17 protein-coding genes are annotated in these 18,457 nt (G+C 47.5%); 8 read left to right on the top strand and 9 right to left on the bottom strand.

Annotation, left to right across the window (positions count from 1 at the left end; genetic code table 11):
* Together ACBP46_RS07275 and ACBP46_RS07280 are read left to right on the top strand one after the other, a co-directional pair.
* Positions 1-1,038 (top strand): TRAP transporter substrate-binding protein, encoded by a 1,038-nt coding sequence (locus tag ACBP46_RS07275; protein WP_371016083.1) that lies wholly within the window; start codon positions 1-3, stop codon positions 1,036-1,038.
* A gap of 102 nt (positions 1,039-1,140) precedes the next feature.
* The gene (locus tag ACBP46_RS07280; protein ID WP_371016084.1) at positions 1,141-2,595 is read left to right on the top strand and encodes an aldehyde dehydrogenase; all 1,455 of its coding nucleotides are present in this window, start codon (positions 1,141-1,143) and stop codon (positions 2,593-2,595) included.
* 43 nt (positions 2,596-2,638) lie between these two features.
* Here ACBP46_RS07280 and minE read toward each other — a convergent pair whose 3' ends face one another.
* The 4 genes from minE to ACBP46_RS07300 form a co-directional block, all read right to left on the bottom strand.
* Positions 2,639-2,905, bottom strand: coding sequence for a cell division topological specificity factor MinE (gene minE / locus ACBP46_RS07285; protein ID WP_167662164.1), 267 nt, complete (start codon positions 2,903-2,905; stop codon positions 2,639-2,641).
* Between the two features lies 1 nt (position 2,906).
* Positions 2,907-3,722: a septum site-determining protein MinD gene (minD, locus tag ACBP46_RS07290; protein ID WP_371016085.1), complete on the bottom strand. Its 816-nt coding sequence runs from the start codon at positions 3,720-3,722 to the stop codon at positions 2,907-2,909.
* Positions 3,723-3,874: 152 nt separating this feature from the next.
* Positions 3,875-4,585 carry a septum site-determining protein MinC gene (gene minC, locus ACBP46_RS07295; RefSeq protein WP_371016086.1) on the bottom strand — a complete coding sequence of 237 codons (711 nt, stop codon included), beginning with the start codon at positions 4,583-4,585 and terminating at the stop codon, positions 3,875-3,877.
* Positions 4,586-4,634: 49 nt separating this feature from the next.
* Positions 4,635-6,392 (bottom strand): glutamine--tRNA ligase/YqeY domain fusion protein, encoded by a 1,758-nt coding sequence (locus ACBP46_RS07300; RefSeq protein ID WP_371016087.1) that lies wholly within the window; start codon positions 6,390-6,392, stop codon positions 4,635-4,637.
* 107 nt (positions 6,393-6,499) lie between these two features.
* Here ACBP46_RS07300 and ACBP46_RS07305 point away from each other — a divergent pair, with 107 nt between their 5' ends.
* The 5 genes from ACBP46_RS07305 to recQ are packed head-to-tail and all read left to right on the top strand — an operon-like array spanning position 6,500 to position 13,390.
* Complete coding sequence (locus ACBP46_RS07305; protein ID WP_371016088.1) at positions 6,500-7,840, top strand: cytochrome ubiquinol oxidase subunit I; 1,341 nt, start codon at positions 6,500-6,502, stop codon at positions 7,838-7,840.
* The gene (locus ACBP46_RS07310; RefSeq protein WP_371016089.1) at positions 7,837-8,886 is read left to right on the top strand and encodes a cytochrome d ubiquinol oxidase subunit II; all 1,050 of its coding nucleotides are present in this window, start codon (positions 7,837-7,839) and stop codon (positions 8,884-8,886) included. The genes ACBP46_RS07305 and ACBP46_RS07310 overlap by 4 nt, the downstream gene beginning before the upstream one ends.
* 3 nt (positions 8,887-8,889) lie before the next feature.
* On the top strand, positions 8,890-10,662 hold the full coding sequence (locus ACBP46_RS07315; protein WP_371016090.1) for a ClcB-like voltage-gated chloride channel protein: 1,773 nt from the start codon (positions 8,890-8,892) through the stop codon (positions 10,660-10,662).
* Between the two features lie 10 nt (positions 10,663-10,672).
* Positions 10,673-11,566 carry a hypothetical protein gene (locus ACBP46_RS07320; protein WP_371016091.1) on the top strand — a complete coding sequence of 298 codons (894 nt, stop codon included), beginning with the start codon at positions 10,673-10,675 and terminating at the stop codon, positions 11,564-11,566.
* Between the two features lie 3 nt (positions 11,567-11,569).
* Positions 11,570-13,390: a DNA helicase RecQ gene (recQ, locus tag ACBP46_RS07325; RefSeq protein WP_371016092.1), complete on the top strand. Its 1,821-nt coding sequence runs from the start codon at positions 11,570-11,572 to the stop codon at positions 13,388-13,390.
* On the opposite strand, the gene ruvB is transcribed toward recQ, so the two are convergent.
* Positions 13,387-14,445: a Holliday junction branch migration DNA helicase RuvB gene (gene ruvB / locus ACBP46_RS07330; protein ID WP_371016093.1), complete on the bottom strand. Its 1,059-nt coding sequence runs from the start codon at positions 14,443-14,445 to the stop codon at positions 13,387-13,389. The genes recQ and ruvB overlap by 4 nt on opposite strands.
* A 76-nt stretch (positions 14,446-14,521) precedes the next feature.
* Here ruvB and ACBP46_RS07335 point away from each other — a divergent pair, with 76 nt between their 5' ends.
* The gene (locus tag ACBP46_RS07335; protein WP_371016094.1) at positions 14,522-15,493 is read left to right on the top strand and encodes a threo-3-hydroxy-L-aspartate ammonia-lyase; all 972 of its coding nucleotides are present in this window, start codon (positions 14,522-14,524) and stop codon (positions 15,491-15,493) included.
* On the opposite strand, the gene ruvA is transcribed toward ACBP46_RS07335, so the two are convergent.
* The 4 genes from ruvA to ACBP46_RS07355 are packed head-to-tail and all read right to left on the bottom strand — an operon-like array spanning position 15,470 to position 18,442.
* Complete coding sequence (ruvA, locus tag ACBP46_RS07340) at positions 15,470-16,042, bottom strand: Holliday junction branch migration protein RuvA (RefSeq protein WP_371016095.1); 573 nt, start codon at positions 16,040-16,042, stop codon at positions 15,470-15,472. The two genes, ACBP46_RS07335 and ruvA, sit on opposite strands and share 24 nt — an antisense overlap.
* A gap of 2 nt (positions 16,043-16,044) precedes the next feature.
* The gene (gene ruvC, locus ACBP46_RS07345; protein WP_371016096.1) at positions 16,045-16,590 is read right to left on the bottom strand and encodes a crossover junction endodeoxyribonuclease RuvC; all 546 of its coding nucleotides are present in this window, start codon (positions 16,588-16,590) and stop codon (positions 16,045-16,047) included.
* A 1-nt stretch (position 16,591) separates the two neighbouring features.
* Positions 16,592-18,181, bottom strand: coding sequence for a bifunctional phosphoribosylaminoimidazolecarboxamide formyltransferase/IMP cyclohydrolase (purH, locus tag ACBP46_RS07350; protein WP_371016097.1), 1,590 nt, complete (start codon positions 18,179-18,181; stop codon positions 16,592-16,594).
* A gap of 21 nt (positions 18,182-18,202) precedes the next feature.
* The gene (locus ACBP46_RS07355) at positions 18,203-18,442 is read right to left on the bottom strand and encodes a helix-turn-helix domain-containing protein (RefSeq protein ID WP_371016098.1); all 240 of its coding nucleotides are present in this window, start codon (positions 18,440-18,442) and stop codon (positions 18,203-18,205) included.
* Positions 18,443-18,457: the final 15 nt, after the last annotated feature.

Genomic DNA, 18,457 nt, shown 5'->3' on the forward strand with positions numbered 1-18,457 from the left:
ATGAAAAAAAGTACAAAGGCAATCGTTTTAGCCAGTTTGTTTGCTATCAGTGGCACAGCTTTTGCAAATAAGCCAATCACTTTACGTGTTCATCACTTTCTAGCCTCACATTCAAATGCACAGGAAAATATCATTGAGCCATGGTGTAAAAAGGTACAAGAAGAGTCAAAAAATCGTCTTCAGTGTCAAATTTACCCCGCCGCTCAGCTAGGAGGAACGCCAGCACAGTTTTTTGACCAAGCCAAGGATGGAATTGTTGATCTTGTGTGGACAATACCTACCTATGCTTCAGGTCGCTTTACTAAAACAGAGGTATTTGAGTTGCCTTGGTTAACTCAAGACGCTGAATCGGGAAGCAAAGCCTTTTGGGAGTACATTAATGAGTATGCTGATGAGGAGTATAAAGGGGTGAAACCCATTTTTGTGCATGTTCATGATGGCACGCTTTTGCATTTGAAAGGTAAGGAAGCTCATACTATGGAGGACTTAAAGGGCTTGAAAATAAGAGTGCCGACACGTATTAACTCGCGAGTTATTGAGTTGCTAGGCGCAACTCCTGTGCAAATGCCTCAGCCTCAAGTGCCAGAGTCTTTAGCAAAAGGGGTAATTGATGGGGCAACCTCGCCATGGGAAGGAACGTTAGCGATTAAGTTAAATGAAGTAGCAAAATGGCATTTAGATGTACCAGAGGGGAAAGGACGGTTATCCAACACTACATTTTTATTTGGCATGAACCCAAAAAAGTATGAGGGTTTACCTGATGATTTGAAAGCGGTTATTGATGCAAATAGTGGACTGGAAGTATCTGGATGGGCAGGGCGAGTAGGCTTTGATGAGCAGCGTGAACGTTTTATGGATGATGCCCGTCAATACGACGGACAATTTGTCACTATCACTTCGGAAGAGTATGACCGCTGGGTTAAGAAAACAGCACCTATTGTGGATGAGTGGATTACAGAGGTAAATGCCAAGGGGGGTGATGGCGAAGCCTTATATAAGAAAGTGGTGGAGCTCACCACAAAATACCAGACGCAATAAATAACTAAAGCATAAATAAACAATGCCATCACACTGTTTTACTAATGTAAGGCAGTGTGAGAACCGGCGAAATTAGTAATGGCTTTTAATTGGAATAGATTTATGGTCGAGACAACGTTATTAATTAATGGGGAAAGTCGTCCCGCTTCAAATGGGGCGTATTTTGAGCGATTAAGTCCTTTGAACGAGCAAGTTGCATCTAAAAATGCAGCAGCTACTATAGAAGACGTTAGCGCTGCAGTGGAGGCTGCTGCTGCGGCCTTTCCTTCTTGGTCTGCTTTAGGACCAACTACTCGGCGTACTTATTTGTTAAAAGCAGCTGATATTATGGACAGCTATAAAGATGAGTTTATGCGTTTAGGGGTAGCTGAAGCAGGAGGTACGCCAGGTTGGTATGGTTTTAATGCCATGTTGGCTGCAAATATGTTGCGTGAGGCAGCAAGTATGACAACTTTGGTTCAAGGGCAAATAATACCTTCTGATGTACCTGGTAATTTAGCTTTGGGAGTACGTCAGGCGTGTGGAGTCGTTGTGGGTATTGCGCCGTGGAATGCGCCTTTAATTTTAGGTACACGAGCAGTTTGTATGCCCTTAGCATGTGGCAATACGGTTATTTTAAAAGCCTCAGAGCTAACACCTGCTATGCACCGTTTAATAGGAACTGTATTTGTTGAGGCGGGATTTCCTCCAGGAGTTGTGAATGTTATTACTAATGCTCCTGAGGATGCGCCGGTGGTTGTAGAGAGTCTGATTGCCCACCCATTAGTCAAGCGGGTGAACTTTACTGGTTCTACTCAAGTTGGACGCATTATCGGTACCTTAGCAGCTCAACACTTTACTCCAGCTATTCTAGAGTTAGGAGGTAAAAATCCTATGCTGGTTTTTGAGGATGCTGATTTAAATCAAGCAGTGCAGGCTGCTGCTTTCGGCGCTTTTTTTAACCAAGGGCAAATTTGTATGTCGACAGACCGTTTGATTGTGCATGAGTCTGTTGCAGATGAGTTTTTGTCGCGACTGACTACCAAGTTGAAAGAGCTTGAGACTGGTCTACCCAATGTATCTCAGGCGGCTTTAGGAGCGATGGTGAGTGAGGCTGCTGCTCAGCGGATTGAGGAGTTAGTAGAAGACGCTTTAAATCAAGGGGCTAAGCAACTAACAGGGCCTACACAGCGTCAAGGTGTGTTGGTTGAGCCTATTTTGCTAGATGCTGTAACGCCGGATATGCGTCTTTATAAAGAAGAGGCTTTTGGTCCAGTAGTGACTGTACTGCGTTTTAATGACCAAGCTGAAGCTATTCGACTCGCTAATGATAGTGAATATGGACTAAGCGCTTCTATTTTTAGTGGCGATATCTCACGTGCTATGCATGTAGCTCAGCAGATCGAGTCTGGAATTTGTCACATCAATTCATCTACTGTACATGATGAGGCTCAAATGCCATTTGGTGGTGTTAAAGCTAGCGGCTATGGCCGGTTTGGCAGTCAGTCAGCAATAGAGGCCTTTACAGATTTACGTTGGATGACGATCCAGACTACACCTCGTCAATACCCAATTTGAAAACATTAAATTAAAAAAATCGGCTCGTAATTGAGCCGATTTTTTATGGTTTTTCTGCATTTGGTAGCTCAATTTTTACCTCGAGAACCTCGAGGGCGTCTTGGCGATCTACGTTTACTTGGATGTCGTTAGGCTGAATTTGCACATAACGAGATATGACCTCGATAAGCTCTTTCTGCAAACGAGGTAGGTAGTCGGGGCTGACTCCGTCTATGCCACGTTCATTAATTAAAATGAGTTGCAAACGGTCTTTAGCTACACTTGCTGTTTGGTTTTTTTTGTTGCCGAGGAAAAAAGACAGCAAAGACATATTACTTACCCCCGAAGAGGCGCTTTAAAAAGCCAGGTTTTTCGTAATCTACAAAACGCAGTGGACGTTCTTCACCTAAATAGCGAGCGACCACGTCTTCGTAGGCTTGTGCGGCAGGGGTGTTGTTAAGGTGAATCACGGGCGTGCCTTGGTTTGAGGCGTGCAGTACGTCTTCGGACTCGGGGACTACACCGATGAGCTTGATGCGTAAAATGTCTTCGATGTCTTGAAGAGAAAGCATTTCGCCGTCGGCTACGCGTTTAGCACTGTAACGACTGATAAGAAGATATTCATTAATTGGAGTATCTGCATTTTCAGCGCGTTGTGATTTAGCAGAAAGAATGCCTAGAATACGATCGGAGTCACGTACTGAGGATACCTCGGGGTTGGTGACTACGATAGCATCGTCAGCAAAATAGGCAGCCATTAATGCACCTGTTTCAATGCCTGCAGGAGAATCACAAACAATATACTCGAACTCCATTTCCTTTAAGTCGTTTAAGACCTTTTGCACACCGTCTTTGGTTAGTGCGTCTTTATCACGAGTTTGGGAGGCAGGAAGAATAAATAAATTGTCTAGTTTTTTGTCGCGGATTAGGGCTTGATTAAGGCTAGCTTCGTCTTGAATGACATTTACGAAGTCGTATACAACACGTCGTTCGCAGCCCATGATCAAGTCAAGATTACGTAGGCCCACGTCAAAGTCGATGACTACAGTTTTATGGCCGCGTAGGGCTAAGCCAGAAGCAAAACTTGCACTTGTTGTGGTTTTACCCACCCCACCTTTGCCTGAAGTCACCACAATTATTCGAGCCATGATAGTGTAGATCCTGTAGAGTGTAGGGACATGTGCTTATAGAGATAAAAATAAAATAAAGGGCAGAAGAAGAGCTTCTACTTTTGAGCATTAGGCGATAGTTTATTAGACTCGCACGAAGAGAAGCGCGGCGCAAGCAAAATTAACATCTCTTAACCTAATGGCTCAAATTTTAAGGATTCTCCCTCTAGTTGTATCATAACGCTTTGTTTATGGTGTGGGTTAGATTCAGGGTTTTCGATGACACTGTATACCCCTGCAATAGCGATTAATTCAGGGTCATATTCGGTAGCAGCGATAAAAGCAGTGGTGTTGCCTTGTGCACCTGCAATGGCTTTGCCACGCAAGGGGCCATATACATACACATTGCCAGTTGCAATCACCTCGGCCCCTTGGCCTACCATGCCAATAACGATTACATCGCCATCAGGAGCGTAAACGCGCTGCCCAGAGCGTAAGGTCTTACGTAAAATTATGGGGGCAGCGGGCAGAGACAACGTCGGGGTAGGGTCGGCAGAGGGTTCGATAGTGGCAGCACGTGTTGCTGCGAGCTCTACGGCAGTTAGTCCGGCTGAGGCAGCCTCTAGTTCTTGGTCTGGATGACCACACACCCCAATAGGGTGGAGTTGGTGTTGACGCAGGGCCTGGATCAAGGCAGGCCAATCAATTGGCTCGGTAACAGCGCTGCTGTCAATGACCACCGGTTCATCTTGAAAAAAAGCGCCGGCTTCTTGCATACGCCAGTCTAGGGCCTCGAGCAGTTCGGCGGTGTCTGAGCTATGCAAAACCAGTCGAACTGTGTGCAATGTCGCGCTTTTTATATCTAAAGCCTGTGGGCCTTTACGAGTAGTAGGTGCGTTCACTTAGTAACCGTTTCAAAGAAAGGGGGCCGAGCCCCCTAAGATTGATCATTTAGCTCCAGTTATCTTTTAGCGTCGCTGTGCGGTTTAAAACCGGTTTTTCTGTGGTAGAAAGCTCGCGATCTGCTACAAAATAACCAAGGCGTTCGAACTGCCAGTGAGCTCCTGGTGCGGCCTGTAGACCAGGCTCTAGCCAGGCCTGTACCACTTGTTTGGAGTTTGGGTTCACTAAAGCAAGAAAATCTTTGTCTCCGACATCAGGGTGGGCATCGGTAAAGAGTCGGTCATAAAGGCGAACTTCGGCTTGAATGCCGTGCTTCGCGCTAACCCAAGTGATATTACCACGCACCTTTACTGAATCGGCTCCGGGCGTACCGCTTTTGGTATCGGGTAGGTATTCAGCATAGACGGTAGTGACTTGACCATTTTCGTCTTTTTCAAAGCCTGTGCAGGTGACTATATAGCCATATTTTAAGCGCACGGTATTACCTGGGTAGAGACGAAAATAACGTTTTTCAGGGACTTCACGGAAATCATCTCGTTCAATCCATAGCTCACGGCTTAGGTGAAATTGACGTTGGCCTGCATCGGGGTTGTGCGGATGTACGGGTGCAAAACAAAGCTCGTCTTGATCTTTGGGGTAGTTGGTGAGGATGAGCTTAATGGGGTCAAGCACCGCTACATGACGTGGCGCTTTAGGGTCTAAATCGTCGCGTAATGATTGCTCAAGCACACTGTAATCAATGCGTGAGTCGGCTTTAGATACACCAATACGCTCACAGAAAAGACGAATTGCGCTAGGAGTGTAGCCACGTCTACGTAAGCCTACCAAAGTGGGCATACGTGGATCGTCCCAGCCTTCTACGTACTGACCCTCGACCAATTGACGCAGTTTACGTTTGCTAGTTACGACGTAGCTGAGATAGAGGCGTGCAAATTCGTATTGGTTTGGTAACGGATCTGTAAAAAAACCTAAATCTCGTAGATGCTCTAAAATCCAGTTGTAAAATGGGCGTTGATCTTCGAACTCAAGCGTACAAATACTGTGAGTGATCATTTCCAGAGCGTCTTCGACCGGATGGGCCCAACTGTACATAGGATAAATGCACCATTGATTGCCAGTACGATGGTGTTCAGCATGACGAATACGGTACATCACTGGGTCACGCATATTGATATTTGGTGAACCCATATCAATTTTTGCGCGTAAACACAGGCTACCGTCGGGATGCTTGCCATCACGCATTTCACGTAATAAGGTCAATGATTCTTGGGCAGGGCGATTGCGCCAAGGGGAATCGGCTCCTTTTTCCGTTAAGGTGCCTCGGTTTAAGCGAATTTGTTCGGGGGTTTGTTCATCCACATAGGCATGGCCTGCTTGGACTAGGGCTTCGGCAAACTCGTACATAAAACCAAAGTAATCACTAGCGAAATATAGGTTTTCCTCTTGGTTGAATGTCCAGTCATAACCTAACCAGTGCACCATATCGATGATAGCATCCACATACTCTTGCTCTTCTTTTTCGGGATTCGTATCATCAAAGCGAAGGTGACAGGCACCTTGGTAGTCTTCGGCTAAGCCAAAGTTAAGGCAAATACTTTTAGCGTGACCGATGTGCAAGTAGCCATTGGGCTCGGGGGGAAATCGCGTACGAATTCGTGCTGTGTCCACTTGACCGGTCGATTGGATGGCGGCAGGGCCTGGACGACCAGCCCACAAGTTAGAAGCATGACGTTGATTTTTTAAATCTTGGTCGATGATATTTCGTAAGAAATTAGATACTGGAGGGGTGGAAGGTGCAGTACTCATACGCAAAAACAAATAAATAATTGAATAATGGTCTATTTTGCCACGTAATGTGGTTAGACTTGATAGGTATAGCAATAAAAAGAAATTAACTTACTTTAGCGCACACTATGTCTTACTCCGCACTTTGGTTTTCACAGCTGCAGTTTTTTAGCAGCGTGAGCTTTATGGCCGTTAGTTTAGCCATGAGCTTAGGGTTGTCGTGGCTACTCGTTTACATACGAGTTCGCGCATTGGGCGAACAGCATTTGCTGTGGCTTCCCGTATACCGGTTTTGGGTGCGGATCTTTGCGTTGGCTTTCATATTAAGCTTTGCCTCTAGTATGCCAGTCTTAATTCAACTTGGCAGCTTATGGCCGCGTTTATTGCCAAAAATATACGCGGTAAGTGGTCCTATTTTAGCAATGACATTATTTGGTGCGCTGGTTTTTAAAGCCAGCTTTCTAGGCTTGATGTTATATGGTCAACGGCAGTTAAGCGAATGGCTCCATGCTTTGGTGGTCTGTGGTGTGGCGGTAGGCAATACGTTTGTGGTGTTGTGTTTAATGGTGCTGGTTTCTTGGGTTTATACGCCTACTGGAGTGCTGTGGTTAGAGGGCAGCTATCAGGTTCAGCGTTGGACCGAGGTCATTTTTAACCCTAGCTTTGGATGGTATAGCGCACAATTTTTCAGTACCAGTTTTTTGATGGTAGCAGGTTTGGTTATGGCTATCTTATCCATGCAGTCCTTACGTAAACCATTAGGTGAGGGCGAGCGCCGAGTTTTTAAAATAGCCGTGTTTTTGGGTAGCGGGGCTTGGTTGGCATTAGCTGGCGTTATGGTGGCGTCAACTATCTCGTTAGCAGACTACCAGCCCATGAAAGCCGCAGCCGCAATGGGGTATTGGGGTGGGGGCTCTGTGCCCCGTTGGCTATGGGTGGCTTGGCCTTCTACTGCTGATTTAACCAATTATTATGAAATGGGCTGGAACAGCAAGCAGGCTTGGTGGTTAGCCTATGATGCCGAGGGGCAGCCTATAGGCCTAGATAAAATGGTGGGTATGACACCTCCTGTTGGTATTGTTTTTTGGGCGGTGCGCCTAGGTTTAGTTGCCAGTGCCGTCATGGCATTCGTGCTTTTAAAAGCGTGGCGTACAGGCTTAAAGCGGCATTATGATCCCAGCGCACTAAGCCCTCGTGGACGGCATACCTTTGTGGCGGCAGGGTTTGTGACACCTTTAATTTTATTATCAGGGCTAGCCTATCATTATTTTGGTGCTTTTCCTTATATGGTGGGACAAGCCATTACTTTTGCTGAAATAGCGGCAACCAGATCATTAAGTGAAAGTATGGTCAGTGTGGTGGCATATGGCCTAGTGTATTTTTTATTGATTATTGGTTTTATTAGTTTAGTTCGTTATGTAGCTCGGTATGGGGTGATTTCTGTTGCACGACGTAGGGGGCGGGCATGATTCAACATTTAGCCACTTCTCTTAGTTTGACACCTAGCGACCCTGCTTTTTGGTTACCGCTCGCTTTTTTGTTTATTTTATTTGCTACCGTATTAGCTGGCACGGTATTAGATGGGTTTGATATTGGTGTAGGTTGCTTATCTCTGGTTGCGCCAGCAGCACTACGCCCACGCATGTTATCGCTGCTTAATCCATGGCGCGATGCGAATGAGTTCTGGCTCTTTTTGGGGTTAGGGATATTTGCGTTGGCTTTTCCTTATGCGTGGGCCGAGGTCATGGGGCAGTTAAGCTTCCCGTTGTTACTTTTGGCTTTGGGGACTTTAGCGCGCTCGGTGTGCTTTGAATTCCGCTTACGTGCCCCAACTGAGCAACAAGGGTGGTGGCAGCTTGGTTTCGCATTAGGCTCTGTCAGCACAGCATTTGCACATGGTGTGCTGTTAGCGCAGGTCATCATTAATTATGATAGTAGTGCGGGCTATGGCTGGTTTTTAGCCTTTATGGGGTTCTGTGCGGTGGCCGCTTATGTATTGCTTGGGGCCTCTTGGTTATTGATGCGTGAAACAGGCGAGTTACGTTTCAGAGCGGTGGTGTGGGGGCGTCGTGCGGTACGTTGGTTTGCAGCCGGTGCCGTAGCTGCATCAGTGGTACTGTCTTTAGCTAACCCAGGGGTTTTATTAAAATGGAGTGAAGGCGCGCCGCGCAGTGGCGTGCTCATTTTATGGTTAGCTATTTTGTTGGGTTTTGTTGTCATAGAGATGAGTCTTCAACGTCTACTTAATGTCAGCGCGCGCAGCACAGCGTTACCTTTTATTATTACCTTAGCCATTTTTATTGCTGTATTAGTTGGTTTGGGTTTTAGCTTTTTTCCTTTTATTGTGTTGGACCAAATCACCCTTTGGGATGCGGCAGCAGATCCGGACACCTTGCATATCATATGGGTACTCAGCCTATGTGCTTTGCCTTTTTTAGCACTATTTAGTCTTTGGGTATATTGGCGTATTTTTGGTTTGTCTCGCCCACCCACTCCACCTAATTTTAAACAGTAGTGTATGCCCTATAAAAAATACATACGTTTTACTCGACAACGCATTCGTCACTGGCACTGGTTATCTGATACGCCAGCAATGTTGTGTTGGGCGGTGGTTATGGGGGTGTTGGGTGCGTGTGCTATTTTGATTTTTTACGAAGGCATTTATTTGGTGCAGCGCTTAATGACTGGGCACTATGGCAGCATTACTCAAGTAACGCGTTCGTTAAGTTGGGAAATGCGTCTGCTTTTTCCTACATTAGGAGGGCTGTGTGCGGGGGTTTTGTTATGGTTAGCTGGACGTAAAAAAGTGTCCGCTTCGGCGGATTACATGGAGGCCGTTGTTATTGGTGATGGCCGCATGTCGGTGCGTCAAGGTGTGCTACGTATCTTATCGTCTTTGTTTACGGTGGCCTCCGGAGGAGCCATAGGGCGCGAAGGGGCCATGATTCACTTTTCCTCTCTTGCCGCTTCTGTGTTTGGTCGCTTTATTTATGTACGCCCAGAGCGCTTGCGCTTGCTCGTGGCCTGTGGTGCAGCAGCGGGGGTGGCTGCTGCCTATGGTGCGCCCTTGGCAGGGGCTATTTTTGTCGCTGAAATAGTATTGGGCTCAATGAGCATTCAAGTGCTTGGGCCGTTGCTTATTGCCTCTGCGGCAGCCAATATGACTATGCGTATGCTAGGCCACTACCAGGCACCGTATGAGATGTTGGATATTGTCGCGGTACAGGGCTGGGAAATTATTAGTTTTGTCATTTTAGGTTTGTTAATCGGGCTGGTGGCTCCGGGTTTTTTGAAGCTAATGACTTTTACTAAACAGTTGTTTGTGCGTAGCGGGTTACCTTTGGTTGCCCGTTTAACGGTAGGGGGCTTTATGCTAGGCTTACTGCTTATAATGATCCCAGATGTAGCAGGCAATGGGTATAGTGTAGTCAGCTCTTTTTTGCATAGCCCGTGGACTTGGCATGCTATTTTTGCCATGTTGTGCGCCAAAGTTTTAGCTACCACGCTGAGTGTGGGGTCCGGAGCCATCGGGGGGCTGTTTACCCCTTCATTATTTGTGGGGGCTGCTTTTGGGACCTTGTTTGGCATTGCCATTCACGCTGTATTACCAGGTCATGCGGTAGCCACCCCTATTTATACTTTAGTGGGAATGGGTGCTTTCTTAGGCGCTGCGACTAGTGCCCCACTGATGGCTATTGTAATGCTAGTCGAGATGACTCTAAGTTATCCCTTAATGGTTCCATTAATTGTCGCTTCGGTAACCGCATATTTTCTTTCTCGTACTTTGGCGGCAGTAGCCATGTATGACATTACGCTGACTCGAGAGCGCGACCAAACGTTACGCCACGCCCTAAGAACCACTCGCATTAGCGAGTTAGTGCGCACCAATGATACGGTATTGAATATGAATGCGACCGTAGGCGATGTGTTGCAAATGTTTTTGGATTACCCGGTACGCTATATTTATGTAGTGGATGACGAGAATCAGTATTTAGGCGTGATCGCTCAGCCCGAGGTCTTAAATTTGCTAGTTAACCATAACGATGCGCCAGAGCAGTTAATTGCTGATGTGTTAAAGCTGGACTACATTAAAACATTAACGCCAACCATGAGCCTTGACGAGGCACAGGAGCATTTTTCCGGTTTTGCCGGAGAGCGTTTGCCTGTAGTTAGCAGCTTAGAAAATCCGCGTTTGTTAGGGGTAGTGTATAAGTCGGCCCTATTAGAAAAATACTCAGCATTAAAGCGTTCTTTTGATGCGAGCAGCGAGGTGTTAGTACGGCTTAAATAAAAGGTGGTATATGCGAGCCGATAAAATAGTTTGGGGGTGGGTAGCTATAGTCTGGATGACTCCGTTGTATGGAGCTCAAGATATCGCTAGTCCCCCAAGTATTTTCAAAAGTGAAATGGTACGGGCTATTTCTGCTACCGAGCAGTGGTCACACCAAGACAGAACATGGCGTTATCAAACGCAAGCCCAAACGCGCTGGTTAGTGGGTAATTCAACCCCTAAGCTGTCGTCGGGCATACAGCCTGCCGAGCTCGGAGGTATTGGATTAACAGACCAATGGCAGCCAGAGCTATTTGGCAATACATTGCAGTGGCGATATGGTGCAACGGTAGGCTTAGTTGATCACAGTCAAGCCTTGCACCAGTTTGATTATCGTACTGGTGCTGCCCGCGCCTGGTTTGATGTCGCACTCAGCGATGGTTTTTCTATCGATGGTATTTATCAGCGTGCTCATGATTATGAGCAAATTGGGTTGGGTACCCATTACCGATTAGGCACATGGGGGCAGTGGGCGTTAAATATGGCACATAGCCAGGCGGCTGGGCTCAATACAGGGCAGCGCTATCAAACCCTGATTGAGCTAGAGCTTTCCGAGCAAACCCAGTTAGCTTTACGTAGTGAGCAATACATAGGTGAGTTCAGCGCTCTGAGCCAACGGCGGCAACGTCCTACCGCTGCACAGCGTAAACATCAGGCAGCAATCTATTGGAATACCGGCACTTGGGGAACACTGAAAGCCAAATACGATCATAGTGTGGTTGCAAAAGGCCAACAAAACCATGTGTTCGGTTTAGGGCAACAGGTTTGGTATAGTCCCAATGTTCGCATTGATGTCGATGCCCAACGCCAAACTCATACTGGGGACTATAATATGGGTTTGCGCTTTTCTTTCCCTCTTTTTTAATTTATGTCTGATCCCGCTTTGCAGGCCCTACAACAGGTGTTTGGTTACGATGCGTTTCGTGGCGAACAACAAGCCATTATTGACCAAGTCGTAGCTGGCGGTGATGCGTTGGTATTGATGCCAACAGGGGGAGGGAAATCGTTGTGTTACCAAATTCCCGCTCTAGTGCGTGAGGGTACTGGTATTGTGGTGTCGCCGTTAATTGCCCTCATGCAAGATCAAGTAGACGCGCTCACCGAGCTAGGTGTTAAAGCCGCTTACTTAAACTCTAGCCAAGACTGGCAAGAGGCACGCACAGTAGAAAAACGTTTTTTGCAGGGTGATTTAGACTTGCTTTATGTAGCCCCAGAACGTCTTTTAACTGATCGGTGTCTAGACATGTTGGCACGCGGTAGATTGGCGCTTTTTGCTATTGATGAGGCGCATTGTGTTTCGCAGTGGGGGCATGATTTCAGACCAGAGTACCTGGGCTTATCGTTTCTTGCCGAGCGCTGGCCCACTGTACCGCGCTTAGCCTTAACCGCTACTGCTACCGCAGAAACCCGTCAAGAAATTGCACAGCGCCTAAGCCTAACAGATGCTCCGCACTTTGTGGCAAGCTTTGATCGACCCAATATCAGTTATCACATTGTTGAAAAAATCGAGGTGCGCAAGCAGCTGCTGCAGTTTATTCAAAAAAATCATTTGGGTGATTGCGGTATTGTGTACTGCTTGTCGCGCAATCGAGTTGAGGAAACGGCCGAGTTTTTGCAAAGCCAAGGCATACATGCTTTGCCTTATCATGCGGGGCTTTCTACCCAGCAGCGGGCGGCAAATCAAAACCGCTTCTTGCGAGAGGATGGGGTTGTTATGGTAGCTACTATTGCGTTTGGAATGGGTGTTAATAAGCCCGATGTCCGCTTTGTTGCTCATATAGATCTACCCAAGTCCATCGAAGGGTATTATCAAGAAACAGGGCGGGCTGGGCGCGATGGTGAGCCTGCAACGGCTTGGCTCGCCTATGGGTTGCAAGACGTGGTGCAGTTGCAGCGTATGGTAGCCGAATCATTAGGCGATGCCACTCATCAACGTAACCAAGCTCGCAAAATTGAGGCGATGTTAGGTTTATGTGAAACCGTTTCATGTCGGCGTCAGCTTTTACTGGATTATTTCGACCAACAAGTAGACCCTTGCGGTAATTGTGATACGTGTTTAAACCCACCCGAAACATGGGATGGCACGGTGGTAGCTCAGAAATTATTATCGGCAATTTATCGTTTGTGGCGTGAACGCGGTCAGAGCTTTGGTGCGGCACATATTATTGATATTTTGCGTGGCAAGCACACAGAGCGAGTTAAATCCTATGACCATCATAGTCTTTCCGTCTTTGGGGTGGGGGCGGATCTAAGCATAAAAGAATGGCGTGGTGTACTGCGGCAGTTAATCGCACATAAATTAATTTGGGTGCAGCCTGAAAACTTTGGTACGTTAAGTTTGACAGAGCAAAGTCGTGCTGTATTAAAAGGTGAGCAGTCGGTTCTGTTACGCAAAGCCGAACTCCACCAAACCGTAGCACCAAAACGGGCTATGGCTGATGAGCAGCTACCCCCCGAGGCTCAGGCTTGCTTTGATCGCCTGCGCGAGTGGCGCACCCAAATAGCTAAACAGCACGAAGTTCCGCCTTATATTATTTTTAACAATGCAACCTTAAAAGAGGTGGCTTTATTAAGGCCTGCCACATTGAATGAGTTGAGCCGCATATCAGGCATAGGAGCCCGCAAGTTAGAGGCGTACGGCAATGCGTTGTTAACGTGCTTGGATCAGTACGAACAGGCCTTGGTTTAGTCAAATAAGTCGTGGCTTTGCCGAGGGGGCGTTAAACCCAAATGCCCCCATGTAGCTGGGGTAGCTACACGTCCACGTGGGGTACGATGCAAGAAACCATGTTGAATAAGATACGGCTCGATAACGTCTTCAATCGTATCGCGCTCTTCACTAATAGCGGCGGCTAAGCTATCTACCCCCACGGGCCCACCGTTGAATTTATGCACAATGGTTTCGAGCAGTTTGCGGTCCATAAGATCTAGCCCTAGTGGGTCTACCTCAAGCATAGAGAGGGCTTGGGCCGCACAGCTCTCGTCAATAAGCCCCCCATTTTTGACATCCGCATAGTCGCGCACACGACGTAACAGACGGTTCGCAATACGCGGCGTACCGCGAGCCCGACGTGCAATTTCTAAAGCGCCCTGTTCAGCGCATTCGACGTTTAATAAGCCAGCACTGCGTTGCACAATGGATTGAAGATCCGTAATGGTGTAAAACTCGAGTCTGGATACAATACCGAAGCGATCCCGTAAGGGGTTGCTGAGCATTCCTGCGCGCGTAGTAGCCCCTACTAAGGTAAAAGGCTGTAAATCGATTTTCACACTGCGGGCAGCAGGACCTTCGCCGATAAGAATATCAATTTGAAAATCTTCGAGCGCCGGGTACAGAATTTCTTCAACTATAGGCGACAAGCGATGGATTTCATCAATAAACAATACATCGTTGGGCTCTAGACTGGTTAAAATAGCAGCAAGGTCACCAGGGCGCTCGAGCACTGGGCCCGAGGTTTGGCGTAGTTGTACACCCATTTCCTGTGCCACAATATGTGCCAGTGTGGTTTTACCTAGGCCGGGTGGGCCGAAAAGCAAAACGTGATCCAAGGCTTCGCCGCGTCGTTTAGCGGCAGTGATAAAGATATCTAGTTGCTCGCGAACACGCTGTTGCCCTACATAGTCCTGTAAGGCTTTAGGTCGTAAGGCGCGCTCGATGGATTCTTCGTTTGGCGTTAACGGAGCGGCGGTCACCACTCGTTCGGGCATAGGAGTAGAGCTGAGCGAGTCAGAGTAAATTGCCATAAGTACCTGCTGATTAAATATACAGCCTATATTACACCATCTCAGATGCCTTGTTGTAGGCAAAAGGATCTAAAGAATGAAATTGCCCAGTTATGATGAGGTGTTACAAGCCGCACAGCGCTTGCATTTGGTGGCTCATACCACCCCTGTGCTTCGTTCCAGTTGGCTTGATTTACAGCTTGGTGCTCAAGTCTTTTTTAAGTGTGAAAACTTTCAGCGTGTTGGCGCATTTAAGTTTAGAGGTGGCTATAACGCATTAGCGGCTCTTTCGCCTAAGCAGCGACAGCGTGGAGTGGTCGCTTTCTCCTCGGGCAACCATGCTCAAGCTGTGGCCTTAGCGGCTCAACTACTGGATGTTCCTGCCGTCATAGTCATGCCGCGTAGTGCACCGGCCATAAAAAAAGCCGCGACGTTGGGTTATGGGGCAAAAATCATAGAATACAATCGTTTAACTGAGGACAGAGAGCAAATTGCACAGCAATGGGTAGAGCAACATGGCATGACCTTAATTCCCCCTTTTGCTGATCGGGCGGTGATCGCAGGCCAAGGTACTGCCGCTAAAGAGTTATTTGATGAGGTGGGTGGTTTGGATGTGCTCTATGTGCCCCTCGGGGGTGGGGGGCTACTTTCAGGCACATTATTAAGCGCTCATGCGTTGAGTCCTGAGTGCAAGGTGTATGGGGTAGAGCCCGAGCAGGGCAACGATGCCCAACAATCGCTAGCTCAAGGCGAAATCGTCACTATTGCGCCGCCCCAATCCATTGCAGATGGTGCGTTAACGCAAGCACTTGCTCCTTTGACCTTTGCCATATTGCAACGCTATGCAGCGGGTGTATTGACCGTGAGTGACGCTGAATTAATCCATATGCTGCGTTTTTTTGCTGAACGGATGAAGATCGTGGTGGAGCCCACAGGGTGTTTGGGTGCTGCTGCTTTATGGCAGCAGCGTGATCAACTTCAAGGCAAACGGGTAGGGGTAATAATCAGTGGGGGTAATGTTGATTTAAGCGATTATGCTCAGCTATTAACGTCCGGACAAAATTTGTAAAGCTAAGCGAATACCTTCTGAGACATTTACATCAGTAGGCACTTTTTTAATGGCTTTGTTGGCTTCGGTGTTGTTGTAACCCAAAGCCAACAAGGCATTTAAAATATCGCTGCGGTCGGTAGTGGGGGCGGTGGTGGTGATGCTGCCCACATCGAATTTATCCCGCAGCTCTAAAATCATGCGCTCAGCTGTTTTTTTGCCTATACCAGGCGCTCGGGTTAATAAGGCGATGTCTTGGGCTTGGATTGCGGCCGCTAAGTCATCTACTGATAGCCCAGACAAAATGCCTAAAGCTGTTTTAGGGCCAATACCACTAACTTTGATCAAGGTTCTAAAAGCACTGCGTTCTGATGCTTTGCCAAAGCCAAACAAGACGTGAGCGTCTTCACGTACGCTTAGGTGGGTATGCAAGCTGACCGTAGCGCCTAGCTCGGGCAAATCATACAGGGTGCTCATAGGTACGTCTATTTCATATCCAATGCCATTTACATCGACGCAAATGGTAGGAGGATTTTTTTCTATTAACGTACCTGTAATACGACCAATCATAGTTATTTACCTATAAAGCGACCGCTGCGAGTACGTAGTTGTGTCGTAGCGAGGTTATTTTGATCTACCAGACGTTGTTGTAATGGGGCGTGATGCGCATGGCAGATTGCACACGCTAAGGCGTCTGCGGCATCAGGAGCCGGTGTGCCGTTTAAGCGCAGCAGATGTTGAACCATTTGCTGTACTTGTTCTTTGGCAGCATGACCGCGTCCTACCACTGTTTTTTTTATTTGTAATGCCGTGTATTCGTTTACCTCTAGCCCTAAATCGGCCAAGGCACAGAGGGCGGCACCACGCGCTTGCCCTAACAGTAAGGTGGAGTGCGGGTTGGTGTTAACAAAGACTTGTTCTACGGCACTATGTGTGGGTTGATGATGCGCAATAATTTCTCGTAAATGCGTCAAAATCACATGTAAACGCTGTGCAAGTGGTACGTCTGTGGGGACCACAATAGTACCACTTGCTACATAGTCCAGGTGTTGCCCTTGGGCTTGAATAATGCCAAAGCCTGTTTTACGTAGTCCAGGGTCTACACCTAAAATACGCATTTTAGTGACGGAAGTGACGTGTTCCAGTGAAAACCATCACCACATCACGCTCGTCTGCTGCAGCAATCACTTCGTCATCACGAATGCTGCCGCCGGGTTGAATCACACACGATGCGCCTGCATCAACGACCACGTCTAAGCCATCACGGAAGGGAAAAAACGCATCAGAAGCCACAGCGGAGTTTTGTAAGCTAAGCCCTGCATTTGTGGCTTTAATGGAGGCAATGCGTGCAGAATCCACGCGACTCATTTGCCCAGCACCAACCCCTAAGGTCATACCGCTGCCACAAAACACGATGGCATTGGATTTAACGTATTTGGCTACATTCCATGCAAATAAGAGGTCTTGCATCTGTTGGTCGGTGGGTTGTTTTTTACTTACCACCGTAAAGCCTTCGATTTGATCTCGGTAAGTGTCAGGTGTTTGTACTAATACACCGCCACCGACTCGTTTAATGTCAAACGGATTATGTGACTCGCCTGCTTGGACTTTAAGAACACGTACGTTCTTTTTGGCAGCAAACACAGCCAGTGCATCCGAGGTGTAGTCAGGAGCAAGTAGAACCTCAACAAATTGCTCAGAAACAGCCTGAGCCGTTGTAGCGTCTACCGTTTGATTAAAAGCAATAATGCCACCAAAGGCAGAGGTGGGGTCCGTTTTAAACGCATTTTGGTATGCTTCAGCTGCTGTTGCACCCAGTGCCACACCGCATGGGTTGGCGTGTTTTACAATTACACAAGCACCGCTGTCAAAGCTACGCACACATTCCCAGGCTGCGTCGGCATCGGCAATGTTGTTGTAGGAAAGCTCTTTGCCCTGAAGCTGCTCGTAGTTAGCAAGCAAGCCAGCACCCACCTGATGGTCGCGATAAAACGCCGCACTTTGGTGTGGGTTTTCACCGTAGCGCATGAGCTGTTGCTGTTGTACTTGTAAGGTTAAAACGCGCGGCCATGGGTTGCGCTCGGGCTGTTGGTCTTGAGCGGGCTCTGCCACAGTGAGGCTGCTGAGATAAGCGGCAATAGCACCATCGTATGCGGCGGTATGGGCGTATACCTTGGTGGCTAACTCTAAACGCAAGCCGTAGGAGGTGTGACCATTAGCATCGATTTCAGTCAAAACGCGCTCATAGTCACTAGGGTCAATAATAACGGTCACACCACCTGCTGTTGTGCCATGATTTTTGGCTGCTGCACGCAACATAGCTGGGCCGCCAATATCAATATTTTCTACTGCATCGGCAAAGGTACAGTCGGGCTTAGCAATGGTTTCACGAAAGGGGTAAAGATTAACCACGAGCATATCAATACGCTCAATTTGATGTTGCTCTAGGGTCTCAAGATGCTGGGCATCATCACGACGAGCTAATAAACCACCATGGATTTTTGGGTGCAGCGTTTTGACACGTCCATCAAGGATTTCTGGAGAGCCAGTGTGCTCGGCTACCTCGGTCACAGTAAGACCTGCGTCCTGTAATAATTTGGCTGTGCCACCTGTAGAGAGCAAACGCACGCCACGCTGAGCCAAAGCCTGTGCAAATTCAACAATTCCTGTTTTATCGGAAACCGATAAGAGGGCGGTTTGGATTTTCATGATAAATGTTTCGTTAGAAAGTTAAGGTTGGATATTGTGGGCTAGCAGCTTCTTGCGCAAAGTGCTGCGAGTAATACCTAGCATTTCGGCAGCTTTAGACTGATTGCCATTTGTTTTCTCTAAGGCTATTTGCAAAACAGGGCGTTCGACGTAATTAATAACCATAGCGAGCACATCACGTGGTTGAGATTCGCCAAGGTCTGCAAAATAGCGTTCTAAGCTGTCGCGTACCGATTGCTCTAAAGGGTTGGTGTGGGACATGTTTTTATTCAATTA

It is taken from the genome of Paenalcaligenes hominis, assembly GCF_041359055.1.
In the GTDB taxonomy this organism is placed as follows: Bacteria; Pseudomonadota; Gammaproteobacteria; order Burkholderiales; family Burkholderiaceae_B; genus Paenalcaligenes; species Paenalcaligenes hominis_A.

Coding starts and splice junctions, on each gene's coding strand:
- minE (WP_167662164.1), bottom strand. CDS start 2,905: ATGTCTTTGCTGTCTTTTTTCCTCGGCAACAAAAAAAACCAAACAGCA.
- purH (WP_371016097.1), bottom strand. CDS start 18,181: ATGAAAATCCAAACCGCCCTCTTATCGGTTTCCGATAAAACAGGAATT.
- ACBP46_RS07300 (WP_371016087.1), bottom strand. CDS start 6,392: ATGAGTACTGCACCTTCCACCCCTCCAGTATCTAATTTCTTACGAAAT.
- ruvB (WP_371016093.1), bottom strand. CDS start 14,445: ATGGCAATTTACTCTGACTCGCTCAGCTCTACTCCTATGCCCGAACGA.
- ACBP46_RS07335 (WP_371016094.1), top strand. CDS start 14,522: ATGAAATTGCCCAGTTATGATGAGGTGTTACAAGCCGCACAGCGCTTG.
- recQ (WP_371016092.1), top strand. CDS start 11,570: ATGTCTGATCCCGCTTTGCAGGCCCTACAACAGGTGTTTGGTTACGAT.
- ACBP46_RS07280 (WP_371016084.1), top strand. CDS start 1,141: ATGGTCGAGACAACGTTATTAATTAATGGGGAAAGTCGTCCCGCTTCA.
- ACBP46_RS07315 (WP_371016090.1), top strand. CDS start 8,890: ATGCCCTATAAAAAATACATACGTTTTACTCGACAACGCATTCGTCAC.
- ACBP46_RS07320 (WP_371016091.1), top strand. CDS start 10,673: ATGCGAGCCGATAAAATAGTTTGGGGGTGGGTAGCTATAGTCTGGATG.
- minD (WP_371016085.1), bottom strand. CDS start 3,722: ATGGCTCGAATAATTGTGGTGACTTCAGGCAAAGGTGGGGTGGGTAAA.
- ACBP46_RS07355 (WP_371016098.1), bottom strand. CDS start 18,442: ATGTCCCACACCAACCCTTTAGAGCAATCGGTACGCGACAGCTTAGAA.
- ACBP46_RS07275 (WP_371016083.1), top strand. CDS start 1: ATGAAAAAAAGTACAAAGGCAATCGTTTTAGCCAGTTTGTTTGCTATC.
- ruvC (WP_371016096.1), bottom strand. CDS start 16,590: ATGCGTATTTTAGGTGTAGACCCTGGACTACGTAAAACAGGCTTTGGC.
- ACBP46_RS07305 (WP_371016088.1), top strand. CDS start 6,500: ATGTCTTACTCCGCACTTTGGTTTTCACAGCTGCAGTTTTTTAGCAGC.
- ACBP46_RS07310 (WP_371016089.1), top strand. CDS start 7,837: ATGATTCAACATTTAGCCACTTCTCTTAGTTTGACACCTAGCGACCCT.
- ruvA (WP_371016095.1), bottom strand. CDS start 16,042: ATGATTGGTCGTATTACAGGTACGTTAATAGAAAAAAATCCTCCTACC.